The following is a 19,641-nucleotide window of genomic DNA, read 5'->3' on the forward strand; positions in this document are numbered from 1 at the left end:
CACGGTGCCGTTGATTGCCGCCGACTGCCTTCTGGCGCTAGTTCCGGGTGCAACACGGAACAGGAGAACGCCGCATGGCGAAGCGCGGATCAGCGGGCCCGGAACACAGGCCGTCGCCCAGGCGAGTGCCGATCCTCGCCCTTGGCCTGGCCGCGACGCTGGCCGGTGCGCCGCCCGTCTCTGCCACCGGGCTTCCCCATGCCACCCCGGCGGAGCTGCTGATCCCCGTGCAGGGCGGTCCGACCAAGCTTCCCTCCCCGCCCCCGGGGAACGGGCAACGTCCCCCCTCCCAGCAGCGCCCCGCTTTCGCGCTGAACGCGGCCGATGCCGCGCGCACGCCGCCCCTCCAGGCCGACCAGCCCGTCCGTGTCACCCTGCAGCGCGGTCAAACCGCCTTCTTCCGCGTCGCCCCGGAAGCCGGGGAGGCCTGGACGGTCGTCACGCGCCGGCTGGGCCGCGGCACCGACACCGTGCTGGCCACCCTGAACGAGCGCGGCCAGGTGGTGGCCGAGGATGATGACGGCGGCGACGAGGACCTCGCCTCCCGCCTGGAGCACCAGCCCGGCGATGGAGGCCGGCTGATCCGCGCCAGTGTGCTGGACGATGCCGGCGGCCGCTTCGAACTCGTCCTGACCCGCGACCCGGTCCTGCCGCCGCCGGATTTCGCGACGACCCAGGCCCAGGCGGCCTCGCGCCCGCCGCTCACGCTGGGCCAGCCCGTGCATGTCCGGCTGCGGCGGAACCAGGCGGCCTTCTTCGCCCTTCCGGCAGACCGTCGCGACGTCATCGCCCGCACCCGCAACCTGTCCCGCAATGCCGACACGGCCCTGGCCCTCCTGGACCAGGACGGCCGCGTCGTGGCCGAAAATGATGACTCCGGGGATGGCCTTGCCTCCCTTCTCTCCATCGCGGAGGACGCGCCCGGCCTGACCCTGCGTGCTGCCCTGGTCGATGGCGCCGCGGGCGAATTCGACCTGGTGCTGGAGCGCGAGGCCCCGAGCCCCCCGCCCGACTACCCGACGAGCCTGGAGCAGGCGCGGGCGCGTGGCCCGCTGGCGCCAGGGCAGACCATGCGGATCGAGATGGGGCGCAACAGCCGCGCCATCTTCGCCCTGCCCGAGGGCCAGCCGGTGACGGTCATCACCCGCAACCTGCGCGATGACGCCGATACGAGCCTCGCCCTGCTGGACGCGGAGGGGAAGGTGATCCTGGAGGATGATGATGGGGGGGACGGTCTCGCCTCCCGCGTCACCACAAATGATGCGGAGGGTCGGGCGGCCTTCGTGCGGGCCACCTTGCTCAACGGCCAGCGCGGTGGCTTCGATCTGGCCGTCCAGGCCGCAATTCCCGTGCCGCGAGGGGCCGAACTGGCCGGGACCCCGGAGGAAGCGGCCAGCCGCCCCGGACTCGTTTTGGGCGAGGTGATGCGGGTCCATCTGGCGCCCGGCGCTGAAGGCTTTGTCGCCCTGCCAGATGATGGCCAGGCTTCCCTGGCCATGACCTTCGACCTCGGCCGGGAGGTGGACACGGTGCTCGCCCTGGTCGATGCGGGCGGGACGGTGCTGGACGAGAATGATGACGCGGAGGGGCTGGCCTCGCGGCTCAATGTTCCGGCTCAGCCGCGTCCGGTTTTCCTCCGGGTGAAGCTGGTGGATGACAGCGCCGGGGATTTCAGCCTGGTGCTGATCCGGCCGGCCCGCTGAACGAAGGCCCGGTCAGAAACCAGCGGTCGCGTCTGGCGCGACGGGGGCCTGGGCCTCCGTCAGCGCAGCCACCCGGTCCGCCAGGGCCTGGCGCGCCGCGGGCATCGGCCGGTGATGCGTGCCGAAGGCGTCGCGGGCCAGGAAATGACCGGTCAGTCGCAGCGCGTCGGACCAGTCCTTCGGGCCGCTCGGCAGGACCGGCTTCCGCAAAAAGGACGGCAGCGGCAGCATGCGGTCGCCATAGGGCGCCGCGATGTCCGACCGCACCGCGCGGCCGGATTTCGGGGATACATGGGTGAGATCAGCCGTGTCTCCAGTCATGGCGCAGCGCGACAGGTCCAGCCCATAGCCAAGCTCCGCCAGGAGCAGGATCTCCCAGTGGATATAGTCCGGGATCACCTCCTCCGCGCCGCGCTGGAGATGGGCGATGATCGGCAATAGCGCGCGGAAGACGGCGGGATGCGCCTCGCGCTCCGGCAGCGCCTCGGCGGCCACGACGCAGGCAGAGGAGAGCAGCGCCAGCGCCATCGGATCCTCCATGGCAAGGGCCGCTGTCGGGTGCACCAGTTCCCCGCTCAAAGCACCGAGCTGGTCGGCCAGCCGCGCCACCCAACGCGCCTCCACCAGATTGCCCGGCAGCCAGGTCGCGGCCTGGCCGCGCGATGCGCCGCCCTTCACCAGCCCGGCATGACGGCCATGCTGCTCGGTCAGCAGGGTGACAACCGCCCCGCCCTCCCCCAACGGGCGGGCATCCAGCACGATTCCAGGCGCGGTCCATTCCATCGAGGAAAGATGGGGCATCCCCCTGCCCCGCGCCACTCCGGGGAGTGGTTAGTCCAGGTCTTCCAGGCCCAGAGCCCGTAGCCTTCCGCGCTCCTCGTCCCAGCCCGGCCGGTCCTTGACGTTCAGGAACAGGTGCACGGGCCGCTCCAGCAGCTTGGTCAGCTCCGTGCGGGCGCGCTGCCCAATCTCCCGGATGCGGGACCCCCGATCTCCGATCAGGATCGCCTTCTGGGAGGCACGGCCGACATAGATGGTGCAGTCGATCCGGACGGAGCCATCCTTCCGCTCCTGCCAGGCCTCGGTCTCCACCGTGGCGTGGTGGGGCACCTCCTCATGGGTCTGGCGCAGGATCTGCTCACGCACGATCTCGGCGGCGAGCATGCGGTCGGTCACATCCGACAGCTCGTCCTCGGGGAAGAGCCAGGGGCCCTCAGGCATGGCCTCGCAAAGCAGGGTGCGCAGGCGGTCCACCCCGTCCCCGGTCTCGGCCGAGATCATGAAGGTTTCAGCGAAGTTCAGCAGGCCGGTCAGCTCCGCCGTCAGCGGCAGAAGGCGCTTCGTGTCGAACAGGTCTGTCTTGTTCAGCACCAGCCAGAGCGGCGGCGCCCCCTTGGCCAGCTTCTTGATGATGGCCCGCAGCGGTTCGGTCAGCCCGGCCCGCGCATCCACCACCAGCAGAGCCAGATCCGCATCCTGCGCCCCGCCCCAGGCGGCGGCCACCATCGCGCGGTCCAGCCGCCGGCGCGGGGAGAAGATCCCGGGCGTGTCGGTCAGCACCACCTGCGACCGGCCTTCCGTGAAGATGGCGCGAATCCGGAAACGCGTGGTCTGTGGTTTGTTCGAGACGATCGAGACCTTGGCGCCGGCCAGCCGGTTCACCAGCGTGGATTTGCCGGCATTCGGCGCGCCCAGCACGGCGGCAATGCCCGCGCGGGTCGGGCCCTCAGCCATGGCATCCGTGCCCTGCGGCGCGGGCGCAGTGTCCTCGGGCTTTCCGGGTGGGGTGTCGTCCTCAGCCACGGGAGAGCTCCACCAACAGGGCCTCGGCCGCGAGTTGCTCCGCCGCGCGCTTGCTGTCGCCACTCGCCTCGGCCGTCTTGCCGCCGACCGTCACAGAGACGGTGAAGACCGGCGCATGGGACGGGCCCTCGGTGCCCAGCAGCGCATATTCCGGCAGGCCTTGGCCGCGGCCAAGCGACCATTCCTGCAGCCGGCTCTTGGCCGACATGGGCGGCGTCGCGTCGGCCTCCATGGCGGCGGTCCATTCCCGACGGATGAATTGCCGTGCCACATCCAGCCCGGCATCGAGATAAAGCGCACCGATCAGCGCCTCGGTTGCGTCAGCGACGACGGTCAGGCGCTGACGCAGTCCGGTGCGACCCTCGGCAGGCGGAATGCGGAGGGCGGCGGGCAGGCCAATGGCATCGCCCACCTTGGCCAAGGTGTCGGCTGAGACCAGCACGGCCAGCCGCTTGCCCAGCTCCCCTTCCCGCTCCTGGGGAAAGCGCTCGGACAGCCATTCCGCCATGCAGAGCGCGAGCACGCGGTCGCCCAGAAATTCCAGGCGCTCATTCGAGTCGAGCTGGCGGCGCTTCGGGTCGGCGGCAGAGCGGTGGGTGAGAGCCTGCTCCAGCAGCGCGGGATCCCGGAACTCATGCCCAAGCCGCCCGGTCAGGGCGGCGACAGGGGGCTTCAAGGCAAGGCCCTCACAGTTGCATCTTCCGGCCGGGCATCACCGCACGCCCGAGAGGATACGGGACCAGCGCACGGCGAAGGGCCAGGCCCAGAATTCATACCAGTTCGCCGAGCTGTCCCAGGAGAAGAAGATGAACTCCGCTCGGCCGACGAGATTCTCGACCGGCACGAAGCCGACATAATTGGTCGCGCGGCTGTCCAGGGAGTTGTCGCGGTTGTCGCCCATGGCAAAGACATGATTCGCCGGCACCACGAATTCCTGGGTGTTGTCGTACGGACCGTCATCCGTCTGCTCGAGAATTTCATGCGTGCGGGCGGGCCCATTCGGGCTGGGCGGCAGCGTTTCGCGGTAAAGGCGGACCGTCAGGCGCGGGCCGTCGCCCTCCACCGTATAGGGGCCAACGGCGGCGCGGGTGACGGGCTGGCCGTTCACCTGCAGGATGCCGCCCCGCACCTGAATGCGGTCCCCGGGCAGGCCGACGATTCGCTTGATGTAGTCGGTCTGGCCATCGCGCGGCAGCTTGAACACCGCCACATCGCCCCGCGCCGGCAGGCTGCCGAAGATGCGCCCGCTGAACAGGTTAGGGCTGAAGGGCAGCGAGGCCCTGGAATACCCGTAGGAGTATTTCGAGACGAACAGGTAGTCGCCCACCAGCAAGGTGGGGATCATGCTGCCCGATGGAATGTTGAAAGGCTCGAAGGCGATAGTGCGGATGCCGATGGCAATCAGGCCCGCGTAGAGGATCGTCTTCAGGCTCTCCAGCCAGCCGCCGGAGGACTTTTTGCTCATCGTCTGTTTGCTCGCGGCCCCAACCGGTCGGCCGAACGCCCCCGAATGCCCGCGAAGGGGGCTCGGGTCGGGCCGCCGCAAGGCCGGTGGGTGCGCCAGATGGGTTCCCGTGTCAAGGAAGCGGGGCGGGAATGGGCACAGCGGAGATAATCACCACCGCCTCCGCATAGGGATATTCATCCGTCATGGTCAGCGTGACCTGGGCGGTGTGGCCGGGCGGCGTGATCTTCGCCAGCCGCTCCGCCGCACCGCCGGTCATGCGCAAGGTGGGCTGGCCAGAGGGCAGGTTCACCACGCCCAGGTCCCGCCAGAACACCCCCGCGCGGAAGCCCGTGCCGAGCGCCTTTGACGCGGCCTCCTTCGCCGCGAAGCGTTTGGCATAGGTGGCAATCCGCGTGCGCTCGCCGCGCCGCTCCGCCTTGGCGCGCTCCGTGTCCGTAAAGATGCGGGACAGGAAACGATCGCCATGCCGCCCGATCACCTGCTCGATCCGGCGGATATCCACCATGTCGTTTCCAAGACCGATAATCACGCCTTCGCCCGCTCCACCTGCTCGATTCCCGGTAACGCGCGCAGCGCGGCGATCACATTGGAGAGGTGGCGCAGGTCCTTCACCTCAAGATCCACATTCAGTTCCGCGAAATCCGCCGCGCGGTGGATGAAGCGTAGCGACTGGATACGCGCCTCCTGCCTGGCGATGGTCGTGGTGAGCCCGGCGACCGCCGGTCCCTCATTGGAGGTCACCACCGAGAGCCGCGCCACATGCTCCCCCGCAGCGCCGGGCTGGGTATCCCAGTCCACATCGATGAAGCGCTCCGGCGTGGCCGCGAAGGCCTCCAGCGTGTGGCATTCCTGTTTGTGGATGGTCACGCCACGCCCGGTGGAGACGATCCCCACGATGCGGTCCCCGGGCACCGGATGGCAGCACCCCGCGAAGCTGACCGCCATGCCGGAAACCAGGCCGGTGATGCCATGCGCCACCTCCCGCTCCCGCGGCCCGCGGGGCACGGTGGAACCTGGCTTGCCGCGCGCGCGGGTGAGCGCGAGGGCTTCCAGCGGGCTGACAGCGGGGCGCGGCGGGCCGCGCAGCTCCGGCACCGCGGCGTGGAGCACGTCCCGCGCGGTGATGTTGCCGTTGCCGACGGCTATGCAGAGCTCCTCGAACCCCGCCTGCTTGAGGACCTTGACCGCCGGCTCCGCGATCTTCTCGGAGAAGTCGAGCCCTTCCTGCCGGAAGGCGCGGGCAATGGCGTGGCGGCCATTCTCGCGGCTCTCCTCGCGCTGGCGGGCCAGGATGGTGCGGCGGATGCGGGCGCGCGCCTTGCCGGTGACGACGAAGCGTTCCCAGGCCGGGTTGGGCGTGCCGCCGCGCGCCGTGATGATCTCGACCTGGTCGCCGTTCTCCAGCTGGTGGCGCAGCGGCACGATGCGGCCATTGATCTTCGCACCGACGCAGGAATCGCCCACCTGGGAATGAACCTGATAGGCGAAGTCCACCGGCGTTGCGCCGCGTGGCAGCGCGATCAGATCGCCCTTGGGCGTGAAGCAGAAGACCTGGTCCTGGTGAAGCGCTAGCTTGGTGTTCTCCAGGAAGTCCTGCGCCTCGCCGGCATTCTCCAGGATCTCCAAAAGGTCCTTGACCCAGGGATAGCGCTTGCGGTCGCGGGCGGCATTCACCACGCCATCCGGGCCCTGCTTGTAGATCCAGTGGGCGGCGACGCCGAACTCCGCCACCTCATGCATCTCCGGCGTGCGGATCTGCACCTCAATCTTGGCGTTGCGCCGCTCCGGCACTGTCACGCCGGTGTGCAGCGACTGGTAGCCATTCGGCTTGGGCGTGGAAATGTAATCTTTGAAGCGCCCGGGAACGACGCGGTAGGCGGAGTGGATCGCCCCCAGCGCGGCGTAGCAATTCGCCTTGTCGTCGGTGATGACGCGGAAGGCCATGATGTCTGAGAGCTGCTCGAACTCTACCTTCTTCGAGTGCATCTTCAGCCAGATGCCATAGGCGGACTTCTCGCGCCCCTGGATGTCGATCACCGGCACCTCGGCATCGCGCAGCCGGCGGCGGATATCCTCCGAAATCTCGGCGATCAGGTCGGCACCCTGGCCACGGAGGAAGGCAAGACGGGCATTGATCGTCTGCCAGGCATCCGGTTGCAGCTCCCGGAAGGCCCGGTCCTCCAGCTCGTCCTTCACCGCCTGCATGCCGATGCGTTCGGCCAGCGGCGCGTAGATCTCCATCGTCTCGCGCGCCGTCTTCATGCGGCGCTGCTGCTGCGGGACGAAATGTAGGGTCCGCATATTGTGGGTGCGGTCGGCGAGCTTCACGAGCAGGACACGAATGTCCTCGCTCATTGCCAGCACCAGCTTGCGGAAGTTCTCGGCCTGCTTGGTGCGCTCGGACTGGATTTCCAGCCGCGTCAGCTTCGTGACGCCATCCACCAGCCGCGCGACATCAGCCCCGAACTCCCGGGACAGGTCCTGAAGAGTGACACCGGTGTCCTCCACCGTGTCGTGCAGCAAGGCGGTCGCGATGGTGGCCGCATCCAGCCGGTAGCCGGCCAGGATCTGCGCCACCGCGACAGGGTGGCCGATATAGGGGTCGCCATTGTCGCGGCGCTGGTCGCGATGCGCCCGCTCCGCCACGCGGTAGGCCCGCTCAATCATCGCGCCGTCGGCGCGCGGGTCGTAGCCGGTAACGAGGGCAGCGAGCGCAGCGCCAGGATCGGGGCCAAGCCCCGCATCGCCCAGGCTGTCGCTGCCCAGGCTGTCGGGGGCACGAGTCGTCATGCCCTCGGGCGCCCAGACGGGGCCCATGATGGCACCGGGAATAGACGGGGTCCCGGTGCCTTCTGTCATGGGGTTCTACGTTTCGCGGTCAGCGACGGCCGCCGAGCTCGGCCGCGATGGCGGCCTCGAGGTCGTCGCCGGACATGTCCTCGACCTGCATACCGGCGTCGCCGGCGGTTTCCTCGTTCACATCCATCACGCCGAAGATGTTCTCGTCGGTGGCGATGAGGTCGATCACCTCTTCCTCCACCGGCTCCGGCTCCGGAGCGCGCAGCAGGGACTTGACGATGTCTTCCTTCAGGCCGTCCAGCTCAACGGTCTGCTCGGCGATCTCGCGGAGGGCAATAACGGGGTTCTTGTCATTGTCGCGATCGACCGTCAGCTCCTCCCCGCGCGAGATGGCGCGGGCGCGCTGGGCAGCGAGCAGGACGAGGTCGAAGCGGTTGGGAACCTGGAGGATGCAGTCCTCGACCGTGACGCGGGCCATGCCGAACCTCGAAATTTGTGTGCGGGCGAATAGGTCAGATAGACAGCCCGGCGCCACAAAGCAACCCCGCGCAGGGACAAGCTTACCCGGCCGGCCGCATGGGGGCGGCCGGGAGGGCGGAAAGCAGAGCCTCAACCGTATCGCCCGTCACGGGATGGGTCCAGCCCGGCCAGACCTCCCGCAGCGGCTCCAGCACGAAGCGGCGCAGATGGGCCCGCGGATGGGGGATCACCGGATCCGGCGCCGCCCGGATCAGGTCCCCCACGGCGATGATGTCCAGGTCCAGGGTTCGCGGGGCGTTCGGATAGGGGCGCTCCCGTCCCGCCTCGGCCTCGATCGCCTGCAGGGCGGTCAGCAGGGCCAGCGGATCGGCCGCCCCGTGCAGCCGGACGACCCCGTTTACATACCAGGGGCTGCCCGGATCAGGCGGCTCGGGTGCCGTTTCCCACCAGCGGGAGGTGGCAACCAGGGCAAGGCCGCAGACCCCGTCCAGCGCCGCCGCGGCCGCCCGGCAGGTGGCGAGCGGCGCGGCGCCGTCCCGCCCGGGCAGGTTGGCCCCGATGGCGACGACCGTGTCGCCGCCCCCGTCCATCTCAGGAATACCGCTCCTCCAGCCAGGGATCGCCGCGGTCATGATAGCCGCGCACCTCCCAGAAGCCCGGGCGGTCCTGGGCGATCAGCGTGATCCGCCGGATCCATTTCGGGCTCTTCCAGAAATAGAGGTGCGGCACGACCAGCCGCAGCGGCCCCCCGTGCTGGCGGGTCAGCGGCTTGCCCTCCCAATGCGTGGCAAGCAGGTTCTCCGGCCGGTCCAGATCGGCCAGCGGCAGGTTGGTCGTGTAGCCGTCATGCGACTCCATGGTCACGAAGCGCGCCTCCGGCTTCGGCCGAGCCCGCGCCAGCAGGTCGGTGACGGAGATCCCCCGCCAGTCATTGTCATAACGGGACCACTGGGTGACGCAGTGGATGTCGTTGTGCCGCTCCTCCTGCGGAAGGGCCATCAGCTCCGCCCAGGAAAGGGAGAGCGGGTTTTCCACCAACCCGTCCAGATCCAGCCGCGCCTGCGCCTCGGACACAGAGGGCTGGATACCCAGGTCCAGCACGGGCCAGTCTGTCACGAGCCTCTGGCCCGGCGGCAGGCGATCACGGCTCGGATCGCCGCTGGCTCCGGTCAGAAGGCGTCCCTCCTCTGCCCATCGCTGCTTGGTGCGGACGAGCTTCTCGCGAGTGCCCTCGGGCGTGGCTTTGTCGGTCATGCCAAAGAGGTGCGCGCGCCGGCGACGGGATGCAACGGGGTTTTAGCGGTGCGAATCGATCCAGGCATCAATCGGCGGCCCCCAGACGGTGGAGCCGCCGCGGCCAAAGAAAAGGTCATGCCCATCCGTTCCCCAGGCCGGCAGCATCAGGAAGGTGGAGCGGCCGCCCGCGGCGGCATGGGCCGCCTGCATCGCCCGGGCCAGCGGCGGGGGGAAAAAGCTATCGTTCTCCGTGGCCAGCCAGAGAAGGGGCGCCGGCCCTCCCCGGCCCCGCGCCAGGCCGGCAGCATCAGCGATCAGCCGGTCCGGACGGCAGTTCTCGCCGGGCTGGTTGTTGCGATGGCCGCCGCGCCCCGGCGCTACGGCGATGATGGCCGAAACGCCCGGCGGCGGATCGGCGGCCAGTGCCAGCATGGCCCAGCCACCGGCTGACTGGCCAATCACCACGATCCCATCCGGCGCGATACCAGGCAGGGCCTGCACCCGGGTGATGGCGGCCCGTATGTCCCGCGCGGTCTCGCGGGCGCCTGCCGCGTAATCCGGATTGTCGCAACGGCCGAAACTCTCGCTCCACGGCCCGGCATCCCCGCCATAGCCACGCCGGAGCGGCGCAAGCACCGCCTCGCCGCGTTCGAGGAAATGGCGCGCAACTTCGGAATGGCAGGGTAGCAGGCCGTAATTGGCCCGCCCCGCCCGCCCCTCGCCCGGAGAACCGTGATTCACGACGACCAACCGGGCCGGGGCCGGCCCATCCGGCAGGCACAGCCGGAGCTGTATCGGCCGGACCGAGCCATCCCCGCCCGCCACCAGAGCCGTGAGCACCTGGTTCCGCAAGTCAGACGCGACGGCACAGCCGAAAAGTGGCACAAGCAGCAACAGGCTTACGAGCCGGGCCCACCCGGCCCCGCGCCGGCCACCGGGCCGCCGCGTCGGCCCTTCCCGGAATTCCGTGCCCAGGCCCATGGCCACCCCCGCCGTAGAATGCGAGCGGGCTACCGTCGCGAATCGCACCCCGCAAGCCGAGCCGTTCTTCGGAACGACCTGGAATGCGCTCTGCGACGCCACATGCCGAAGGGTAACGGGCCATGGGGTACCGGCCCGTTACACTCTACACTGCCCCTGTGCGAACCATGGATCTCATGCCTCTCCATCCTGTCCCCAAGCGACGAAGCACGCGTCGGCTCCTGCTCGGCGGGTTGCTCGGATTCCTTCCTCTCGCCGGTTGCGGTCTCCTGGCCGATCCCGTCCCACCGCGCGCCTTCGGCCCCAATCGGTTCCGCGAAGCCTCAGGCACAGCGGCCTGGCCCGACCCAACCTGGTGGCGCGGCTTCCGCTCTGCGGAACTGGACGGGCTCATGGCCCAGATCGCGTCGCAGAACCTCGACCTCGCCGCCGCAGCGGCGCGGGTAAGGCAGGCGGACGCCTCGGCGCGCATCGCCGGTTCGGCCCTGCTGCCCCTGGTCACGGCCGGCGCCAGCGCGACACGGAGCTACAGCGGCGGCGGGGGCGGCAGCGGCAGCTCAAGCAGCGCCGCGTCGGCCTTCGGCTCCGGCAGTCGCAGCACGACCACCACCCGCTACAGCATCGACCTCGCGGCGTCCTATGAGCTGGATGTCTGGGGGCTGAACCGCAACAACTATGAGGCCGCGCGGCTCACGGCCCGGGCGGCCCGCTACAGCCTCGGCACCACGCTGATCACCACGCAGGCCTCGGTCGCGAACACCTATTTCGCGATTGTTGAGGCCCGGGAGGCGCTCCGCATCGCGGAGCAGAACCTGGAATCCGCGCGAAGGGTCCTCGCCGTGATTCGCCAGCAGGTGATGGCCGGCACGGCGGCCGGCCTGGACCTGGCGCAGCAGGAAACGGTCGTCGCCCAGCAGGAGGCGACGATACCGCCCCTGCGCCAGACCGTGGCCCAGAATACGGCCGCGCTGGCCGTGCTGCTGGGTGCTGCGCCGTCCGAGTTCGAGGTGACCGGACAGAGCTTCGAGGGGATGGATGTTCCCTCCCCCGCACCTGGCCTTCCCTCCGAGCTTCTGGCGCGGCGGCCGGACGTGCTGGCGGCGGAAGCCGACCTTGCCGCGGCCAATGCGAATGTGGCCGCGGCTCGGGCCGCGCTCTTTCCCTCCATCAACCTCACGGCCCAGGGCGGGTTCGGCTCCCTCCTCGTCGGCACGCTGCTACGGCCTGAGGCGCAGTTCTACTCCCTGGCCGCTAGCCTGGCGCAGACCGTCTTCGACGGCGGCGCCCTGCGCGGGCAGGTGGAGCTGGCGCGCGGCCAGCAGGAGGAGCTGCTGGCGACCTATCGCCAGGTCATCCTTTCCGCACTTTCCGATGTCGAGCAGGCCCTGGCCGCGCTGCGCGAGACGACCGAGCAGGAGCGCCGCCTCGCTGAAGCCGAAAGGCTGGCGGCGCGCGCCTATTCCATCGCGGAAGGGCAGCTCCGGGGCGGGATCATCAACCTGATCACCCTGTTGAACGTCCAGAACACGCTCTTCAGCGCACGCCGGAACCTGTCGAGCGCGCGCCTCGCGCGTTTCCAGGCAGCGGTCGGCCTGTTCCGCGCCCTGGGCGGCGGCTGGGGCCCGGACGCGCAGGTGGTGGTGGCGGAGGCCAGGCGATGAGGCGGCTTTTCGGGTGGCTGCTGGTCCTCGTCCTGGTGGTTGGCGCCGGCGGCGCAGGCTGGTGGTGGTGGCAGCAGCGCCAGGGCGTGCAGGACCCTTCGGCCGCCCGCGACCAGCGGCAGGCCCAGGGGCCCCAAGGCCAGGCAACCGGCCAGGGCCCCGGCGCCGCCAGCGGCCCGCCCGGCGGGGCGGGCGGCAGTCGCCCCCGGCGCGCCGGGGGCCCGGGCGGCGGCATGGCCGTTCCCGTGACAGTGGCCGAGGCCGCACGCCGCGACGTGGCACTGACGGTGGATGCGCTGGGCACCGTCGCGCCGCTCGCCAGCGTGGTGGTCCGCACCCAGCTCGACGGCCAGCTCGTTGAGGTGAATTTCCAGGAGGGGCAGGAGGTCAAGAAGGGCGACATTCTGGCCCGGATTGACGACCGTGCCGTCGCTGCCGCCCTGGAGCAGGCCGAGGCGAAGCGGGCGCTCGACGCCGCGCAGCTCGCCAATGCCCGGGTGGACCTGCAGCGCTACCAGAGCCTGGCGCAGAACAACGGCGTGACACGCCAGCAGGTGGACACGCAGCGCGCCACGGTCGCGATGCAGGAAGCCCAGGTCCGGCAGGACGAGGCGGCCATCGACGCGGCCCGCACGCAGCTCAGCTTTGCCACCATTCGGTCACCCATCTCAGGGCGAGTTGGCATCCGGCAGGTGGATCCGGGCAACATCGTGCGCGGCTCGGACACCAATGGCATCGTGACCGTCACGCAAATGGCGCCGATCGGCGTCACCTTCACCCTGCCGCAGCAGGAGCTGCCGCGGCTCAACCGCGCCCTGGCCAGCGGCCCGGTACCGGTGGAGACCCTGCCTGGCCCCGGCAACCAGCCGGTGGTGCGCGGCACGCTGCTGACCGTGGACAATGCGGTGGACCCCACCACTGGCACGATTAAGGCGAAGGCCGTCTTCCAGAACGAGGACCGCGCCCTCTGGCCTGGCGCCTTTGTGAATCTACGCCTGCAGATCGAGGTGGTGCCGCAGGCAACAGTGGTGCCGCTGGTTTCGATCCAACGCGGGCCGGAAGGTCCCTACGCCTTCGTGATGAAGCAGGACCGCACGGTGGAGCAGCGCGCCGTGACCGTCGGGCAGATGACGCAGACCGATGCCGTGATCCAGGCCGGGCTACAGCCGGGGGAGCGGGTGGTGACCTCAGGCGGGCTGCGGCTGAGCAACGGCGCCGCCGTGGCGCTGGCTGATGACGAAGCGCCCACCCGCCAGCCTGGCAACCGGCCGCGTCGCACGGCGGATGCCCAAGGGGTTCCGAATTGAATATCTCAGCCCCCTTCATCTCGCGGCCGGTCGCGACGACGCTCCTGTCCGTCGCCGTCCTGCTCGTCGGGCTTTGGGGCTACTGGCGCCTGCCCGTGTCCTCGCTGCCGGAAGTGGACTTCCCGACCATCGAGGTCTCCACCCAGCTTCCCGGCGCATCGCCCGACACCGTGGCGCTGCTGGTTACGGCGCCGCTGGAGCGGCAGCTCGGCCAGATCGCCGGCATCAGCGTGATGACCTCCACCTCCGGCCCGGGCACCAGCCGCATCGCGCTGCAATTCGCGCTGGACAAGGACATCGACGAGGCGGCGCAGGACGTGCAGTCGGCGCTGGACGCCGCGCGCGGCACCCTGCCAAGCACCCTTCCCTACCCGCCCACCTATGCCAAGGTGAACCCGGCGGATCCGCCCATCATCACCCTCGCCCTGACCTCCGACACGCTGCCCATCGCGCGGCTCTCGGACACGGCGGACACGCTTCTGGCGCAGAAGCTGTCGCAATCCGCGGGCGTGGGCCGCGTGACCGTGCAAGGCAATATGCGCCCGGCCGTGCGGCTGCGGATCGACCCGGCCCGGCTGGCCGCCTACGGCCTTTCCATGGCCGATGTGCGCACCGCGGTGGCGGGCGCCAACGCCAACACGCCAAAGGGCTCGTTGGACGGGGCGCGGCAGTCCTCGACCATCATGGCGAATGACCAGATCAACGCGCCCGCCGAATTCGCCGACATCATCGTGGCCTATCGGAACGAGGCTCCCATTCGCCTGCGCGACATCGGCGTGGCGCAGGAAGGGCTGGAGAACGACCGCAACGCCGCCTGGTTCAACGGCACCCCGGCCGTGATCCTGGACGTGCAGCGCCAGCCCGGCGCCAATATTGTGGACACGGTAACGCGGATCCGCCGCCAGCTTCCCGACCTGGAGCGCGGCCTGCCCGCCGGCATCAAGATGGCGGTGGTGTCCGACCGTACCGAGACGATCAAGGCCTCGGTCCGGGAGGTGGAACTGACCCTGGTCCTCTCCACCGTGCTGGTGGTGGGCGTGATCTGGCTGTTCCTGCATTCGGGCCGGGCCATGATCGTGCCAGCGGTCTCCCTGCCCCTGTCCCTCATCGGCACCTTCGCCGTGATGCACTGGCTCGGCTTCTCGCTCGATAACCTCTCCCTCATGGCGCTGGTGATCGCGACGGGCTTCGTCGTGGACGACGCCATCGTGATGATCGAGAACATCGTCCGCCTGATGGAAGAGGGCATGAAGCCGCTGCCCGCCGCCTATGAGGGCGCGCGCGGCATCGCCTTCACCATCATCTCCCTCACGGTCTCCCTGATCGCAGTCTTCATCCCGCTCCTCTTCATGGAGGGGGTGGTCGGCCGCCTGTTCCGGGAGTTTGCCCAGACACTGACGGCAACGGTCCTGGTGTCGATGGTCGTCTCGCTGACCCTGACCCCGATGATGTGCGCCCTGCTGCTGCGGCCCACCACGGGCCATCGCAACTGGATTGCCCGCGCCTCCGACCGTGTCTTCGACGGGCTGCTGCAGGCCTATCGCCGGGCGCTGGAGGTGACGCTGCGCTTCCAGGCCCTGACCCTGCTGGTCGCGCTCGGAACGCTCGGCCTGACCATCTGGTTCTACATCATCATCCCCAAGGGCTTCCTGCCGGCGCAGGATACCGGCCTGATTCAGATCGCGACGGAGGCACCCGGCGACGTCTCCTTCGCCCGCATGTCCGCGTTGCAGCGCCAAGTGGCGGATATCGTCCGTGCCGATCCGGATGTGGAGGCCGTGACCTCCGTGGTCGGCGCCGGCACGGTGAACCCGACGCTGAATGGCGGCCGTGTCACGGCTGTGCTGCGGCCGCGGGAGGACCGCTCCGCCTCCGCCCAGGAGATCATCGCGCGGCTCTCCCCGCGGCTGGCGGGAATCGCGGGGATCGTCAGCTATCCCCAGGCCGTGCAGGACATCCAGATCGGCGCACGGGCCAGCACCACCCAGTACCAGTTCACCATCGTGGATGCCGACGCCGCGGAGCTGGCGAGCTGGGCACCGCGTATCCTCGAAGCCCTGCGGAACCAACCCGAGTTGCTCGATCTCTCCAGTGACCAGCAGCAGGAGGGGCTGCGCATCAGCGTGGATGTGGATCGCGCCCGCGCCGGCCGGCTGGGCGTGACGATGCAGACCATCGACGACGCGCTCTACGACGCCTTCGGCCAGCGCCAGATCTCCACCATCTACGCGCAGAACAACCAGTACCGCGTGATCCTGGAGGCGTCCGAGGACTTCCTGGCCGATCCCACCAAGCTCGGCCTGCTGCGGGTCTCCGGCAGCACCGATGGAACCACCACGGTGGTGCCGCTCTCGGAAATTGCCCGGATCAGCCGCGCCAGCGGCCCGCTCCAGGTAACGCGGGAGAACCAGTTCTCGGCCGTCACCTACTCGTTCAACCTGCCCAGCGGCGTCTCGCTGGGCCAGGGCGTGGCAGCCATCGAGGGGGTGATACGGCAGCTCGGCGTTCCCTCCACCATCACCGGCCGCTTCGCGGGCGACGCAGCGGAGTTCAGCTCCTCCCTCCAGAGCCAGCCTTGGCTGATCCTGGCGGCGGTGGTCGTGATCTACATCACGCTGGGCGTGCTCTATGAGAGCCTCGTTCACCCGCTGACCATCCTCTCCACCCTGCCTTCGGCCGGCATCGGCGCGCTGCTGGCGCTGGACCTGTTCGGCCTCGACCTCTCGGTGGTCGGAATCATCGGCATCCTGCTGCTGATGGGCATCGTGAAGAAGAACGCGATCATGATGATCGACTTCGCACTGGAGGCGCAGCGCGATCGCGGCATGGCGCCCCATGACGCGATCGTGGAGGCGGCCATGCTCCGGTTCCGCCCGATCACCATGACCACCCTGGCGGCGCTGCTGGGCGCCTTGCCGCTCGTGCTCGGCCATGGCGCGGGGTCCGAACTGCGCCTGCCGCTCGGCGTCTCCATCGTTGGCGGCCTGCTGCTCTCCCAGCTCGTGACACTCTTCACCACGCCTTCGATCTACATCGCGCTGGAATGGCTGCGGTCGCGTCTGCAGCGGCATCCGGCCCCTGCCCCGGCGCCCGCCGAATGAACCTCTCCGCGCCCTTCATCGCGCGGCCCATCGCGACCGCCCTGCTGGCCGTCGGCATCGCGCTGGTCGGGCTGGCCGCGCTGTTCCGGCTGCCGGTCGCCTCCATGCCGCGGGTGGACATTCCGACCATCGTCGTGACCACCAGCCAGCCCGGCGCCGCGCCGGAGACCATGGCCAGCACCGTGGCCGCGCCGCTGGAACGGCGGATTGGAACGATCCCGGGGGTGACGGAGATGACCTCCATCTCCTCCCTCGGCAGCGCGGTCATTATCATCCAGTTCGACCTAGCCCGCACCCAGCGGGAAGCAGCGCAGGACGTGCAGGCGGCCGTGAACAGCGCGCGGCAGGACCTGCCCTCGGGACTGCCGAACCCGCCCACCATCCGCAAGATCAACCCGGCCGACGCGCCGATCATGATCCTGGCGATGAGCTCGGAAACACTCGCCGGCCCCGCGATCTATGACATCGCGGACAGCCTGGTGGCGCAGCGCCTGGCGCAAGTGCCGGGTGTGGCACAGGTGGATGTGAGCGGCGGCGACCAGCCGGCCGTGCGCGTGGCGGTGGACCCGGCCGCCGCCGCCGCCGCCGGCGTCTCCCTGGAGACGATCCGCACCGCCATCACCCGCGCCAATGTCACCCAGGCCACCGGCTTCATCGAGGGCCCGGACCAGTCCGCCGCCGTCCGGACCAATGACCGCATCGACAAGGCCGATGCTTATAGCGACATCGTGGTGAAGGCCCAGGGCGGCGCCATCGTGCGGCTGTCTGATATCGCGCGGGTTGAGGACGGCACGCGCAGCCGCCGCCAGGCTGGCCAGTTCAACGGCCGGCCCGCCATCCTGCTGATCGTCCGCAAGCAGGCCGAGGCGAATGTCATCGATGTGATCGACGGCGTGAAGGCCATGATCCCCCAGGTGGAATCCTGGGTGCCCGCCGGCGTGCGGCTGGAGGTGATGAGCGACCGCTCCACCACGATTCGTGCCTCGGTGGAGGAAGTGCGGATCACGCTGGCCATCACCATCGGCCTGGTCGTCGGCGTGGTGGCGATCTTCCTGCGGCGCTGGGCACCGATCCTGGCCGCCAGTGCCGCGGTGCCGCTCTCCCTGCTCGGCACGGTCGCCGTCATGTGGTGGATCGGCTACTCGCTGAACAATCTCTCCCTCATGGCGCTGACGATCTGTGTGGGCTTCGTCGTGGACGACGCGATCGTCATGATCGAGAACATGGCCCGGCACCGCGAACGCGGCCTGCCTCCACTGGAGGCCGCGCTCATCGGCGCAAGGGAGATCGGCTTCACCGTCCTCTCCATCACCCTCTCGCTCATCGCCGTTTTCATCCCCCTGCTCGCGATGGGCGGGATCATCGGCCGCATCTTCCGCGAGTTCTCGGTCACCCTGGCCGTGGCCGTCGGCATCTCCGGTATCCTCTCCCTCACCCTCACGCCGATGATGGCGGGATGGATGGAGCGGGGTGGCGCGGAGAAGCCGCCCGGTTTCTTCGCCCGGTTTTTCGAGGGCGCGCTGGGCGCCACGGCACGCGGCTATATCCGCAGCCTCGCCTTCCTGCTGCGCTTCCGCTGGCTGATGCTGCTGGCAACCTTCGGCCTGATGGGCCTGACGGTCTGGCTCTATGTGATCGTGCCCAAGGGCTTCCTGCCGACCCAGGACACCGGGCTACTCCAGGGCAGCGTGCAGGCGGCGCCTGACATCTCCTTTGCCGCTATGCGGGAGCTTCAGGACCGCGCGATCGGGATCATCGCCGCCGACCCGGCGGTGGAAAGCGTCGGCGGCACGGTCGGAAGCGGCAGTGCCTTCAGCTCCTCCAACCGCGGCAACCTCTACGTCACCCTCAAGCCGCGCGAGGAGCGAGACGTTACGGCCGAGCAGGTGATTGCTCGGCTCCGCGCCCCGCTCGGCCGCATCCCCGGCGCCGGCGTCTTCCTGCGCGCCTTCGAGGATGTGCGGATCGGCGGCCGTCAGGATTCCGGCCGCTTCTCCTATGTGCTGCTTGGCAACAGCATCGAGGAGTTGCGCGAATGGACCCAGACCATGGTCCAGGCGCTCCGGCGCGTGCCCGGCATCAATGACGTGACCAGCGACCAGGACCGCGCGGGCCTGGTCACCCGCGTGGAGGTGGACCGCGCCACCGCCGCACGGCTTGGCGTACAGCAAACCGAGATCAACGCGGCGCTGAACAACGCCTTCGCCCAGCGCCAGGTCTCCACCATCTACCGTTCCCGCAACCAGTACCGCGTGGTTCTCGAGATAGATCCCTCACTGCAGCAGAGCCCCACCGACCTGTCTCATATCTGGCTGCCGGGCGCCGGGGATACGCAGGTGCCGCTCTCCGCCGTCGCGAAGGTGGTGCCCGCCGCGGCGCCGCTCTCGGTGACGCATCAGGGCGGCTTCCCCGCCGCTTCCATTTCCTTCAACCCCGATGAGGGGCTTCAGGTGCAGGAGATCCAGGCGAAAATCGAGGAGGTGCAGCGCCAGGTGGGGCTGCCCAGCACCATCCGCGCGCAGTTCGGTGGCAATGCGGCGGCGGCGCAGTCCTTCACAAGTGACATGCCGATGCTGATCCTCGGCGCCTTCCTGGCGATCTATGTCGTGCTCGGCGTACTCTATGAAAGCTACATCCACCCGCTGACCATCATCTCCACCCTACCCACCGCCGGCCTGGGTGCGCTGCTGGCGCTGCTGGTCACGAACACGCCACTGACGGTGATCGCATTGATCGGCGTGATCCTGCTTCTGGGGATCGTGAAGAAGAACGCCATCATGATGGTGGACTTCGCCCTGGAGCATGAGCGCAGCCACGGCGCGAGCAGCGAGGAGGCGATCCTGGTGGCCTGCAAGGAGCGTTTCCGTCCGATCCTGATGACCACCCTCGCCGCGCTGCTTGGCGCCGTCCCCCTGGCGCTGGGCACTGGAACGGGGGCGGAGCTCCGCGCACCGCTGGGCATCGCCATTATCGGGGGGCTGATCGTCTCCCAGGTGCTGACACTCTACACGACGCCGGTGGTCTATCTCGCGCTCGACCGCCTGCGCTGGCGGGAGGCGCCGCGGCCCGCCCCTGCCCCGGCCGAATAGGGAGGACTTGCCG

At 69.3% G+C, this 19,641-nt stretch carries 15 protein-coding genes; 5 read left to right on the forward strand and 10 right to left on the reverse strand.

The window, feature by feature from the left end; genetic code table 11:
* The first annotated feature begins 74 nt into the window (after positions 1 to 74).
* Positions 75 to 1,703, forward strand: coding sequence for a hypothetical protein (locus ACO1BU_RS00180; protein WP_424133869.1), 1,629 nt, complete (start codon positions 75 to 77; stop codon positions 1,701 to 1,703).
* A 12-nt stretch (positions 1,704 to 1,715) separates the two neighbouring features.
* Here the strand turns inward: ACO1BU_RS00180 and recO are convergent, their stop codons facing one another.
* From recO to ACO1BU_RS00230, 10 genes are all read right to left on the reverse strand, one after another.
* Entirely contained in the window at positions 1,716 to 2,504 is a 789-nt protein-coding gene (gene recO / locus ACO1BU_RS00185) for a DNA repair protein RecO (protein ID WP_424133870.1), read from the reverse strand.
* Between the two features lie 30 nt (positions 2,505 to 2,534).
* Positions 2,535 to 3,437: a GTPase Era gene (gene era / locus ACO1BU_RS00190; RefSeq protein WP_424134183.1), complete on the reverse strand. Its 903-nt coding sequence runs from the start codon at positions 3,435 to 3,437 to the stop codon at positions 2,535 to 2,537.
* 61 nt (positions 3,438 to 3,498) lie between these two features.
* A complete protein-coding gene (gene rnc, locus ACO1BU_RS00195; RefSeq protein ID WP_424133871.1) occupies positions 3,499 to 4,182 on the reverse strand; it encodes a ribonuclease III in 684 nt (227 codons plus the stop codon).
* A gap of 36 nt (positions 4,183 to 4,218) precedes the next feature.
* Complete coding sequence (gene lepB, locus ACO1BU_RS00200; protein WP_424133872.1) at positions 4,219 to 4,971, reverse strand: signal peptidase I; 753 nt, start codon at positions 4,969 to 4,971, stop codon at positions 4,219 to 4,221.
* Positions 4,972 to 5,083: 112 nt separating this feature from the next.
* On the reverse strand, positions 5,084 to 5,503 hold the full coding sequence (gene acpS / locus ACO1BU_RS00205; protein ID WP_424133873.1) for a holo-ACP synthase: 420 nt from the start codon (positions 5,501 to 5,503) through the stop codon (positions 5,084 to 5,086).
* Positions 5,500 to 7,833: a RelA/SpoT family protein gene (locus tag ACO1BU_RS00210; RefSeq protein WP_424133874.1), complete on the reverse strand. Its 2,334-nt coding sequence runs from the start codon at positions 7,831 to 7,833 to the stop codon at positions 5,500 to 5,502. Before ACO1BU_RS00210 ends, acpS begins: the two co-directional genes overlap by 4 nt.
* A 19-nt stretch (positions 7,834 to 7,852) precedes the next feature.
* Positions 7,853 to 8,251 (reverse strand): DNA-directed RNA polymerase subunit omega, encoded by a 399-nt coding sequence (gene rpoZ, locus ACO1BU_RS00215; protein ID WP_424133875.1) that lies wholly within the window; start codon positions 8,249 to 8,251, stop codon positions 7,853 to 7,855.
* Between the two features lie 82 nt (positions 8,252 to 8,333).
* Positions 8,334 to 8,885 (reverse strand): 2-amino-4-hydroxy-6-hydroxymethyldihydropteridine diphosphokinase, encoded by a 552-nt coding sequence (folK, locus tag ACO1BU_RS00220; protein ID WP_424133876.1) that lies wholly within the window; start codon positions 8,883 to 8,885, stop codon positions 8,334 to 8,336.
* Positions 8,845 to 9,507 carry a sulfite oxidase-like oxidoreductase gene (locus ACO1BU_RS00225; protein WP_424133877.1) on the reverse strand — a complete coding sequence of 221 codons (663 nt, stop codon included), beginning with the start codon at positions 9,505 to 9,507 and terminating at the stop codon, positions 8,845 to 8,847. The genes folK and ACO1BU_RS00225 overlap by 41 nt, the downstream gene beginning before the upstream one ends.
* A 42-nt stretch (positions 9,508 to 9,549) precedes the next feature.
* Positions 9,550 to 10,470, reverse strand: coding sequence for an alpha/beta hydrolase family protein (locus ACO1BU_RS00230; RefSeq protein ID WP_424133878.1), 921 nt, complete (start codon positions 10,468 to 10,470; stop codon positions 9,550 to 9,552).
* Positions 10,471 to 10,646: 176 nt separating this feature from the next.
* On the opposite strand from ACO1BU_RS00230, the gene ACO1BU_RS00235 reads away from it, so the two are divergent.
* Genes ACO1BU_RS00235 through ACO1BU_RS00250 form a run of 4 tightly spaced genes read left to right on the forward strand, consistent with a single transcriptional unit; the run spans position 10,647 to position 19,628 of the window.
* Positions 10,647 to 12,131 (forward strand): efflux transporter outer membrane subunit, encoded by a 1,485-nt coding sequence (locus ACO1BU_RS00235; RefSeq protein ID WP_424134184.1) that lies wholly within the window; start codon positions 10,647 to 10,649, stop codon positions 12,129 to 12,131.
* The gene (locus tag ACO1BU_RS00240) at positions 12,128 to 13,438 is read left to right on the forward strand and encodes an efflux RND transporter periplasmic adaptor subunit (RefSeq protein ID WP_424133879.1); all 1,311 of its coding nucleotides are present in this window, start codon (positions 12,128 to 12,130) and stop codon (positions 13,436 to 13,438) included. The genes ACO1BU_RS00235 and ACO1BU_RS00240 overlap by 4 nt, the downstream gene beginning before the upstream one ends.
* Positions 13,435 to 16,539, forward strand: a complete 3,105-nt coding sequence (locus ACO1BU_RS00245) for an efflux RND transporter permease subunit (RefSeq protein ID WP_424133880.1) — start codon at positions 13,435 to 13,437, stop codon at positions 16,537 to 16,539. Before ACO1BU_RS00240 ends, ACO1BU_RS00245 begins: the two co-directional genes overlap by 4 nt.
* Positions 16,536 to 19,628: an efflux RND transporter permease subunit gene (locus tag ACO1BU_RS00250; protein ID WP_424133881.1), complete on the forward strand. Its 3,093-nt coding sequence runs from the start codon at positions 16,536 to 16,538 to the stop codon at positions 19,626 to 19,628. Before ACO1BU_RS00245 ends, ACO1BU_RS00250 begins: the two co-directional genes overlap by 4 nt.
* Positions 19,629 to 19,641 lie beyond the last annotated feature (13 nt).

This window comes from Roseomonas chloroacetimidivorans (genome assembly GCF_049629625.1).
In the GTDB taxonomy this organism is placed as follows: domain Bacteria; phylum Pseudomonadota; class Alphaproteobacteria; order Acetobacterales; family Acetobacteraceae; genus Roseomonas; species Roseomonas chloroacetimidivorans.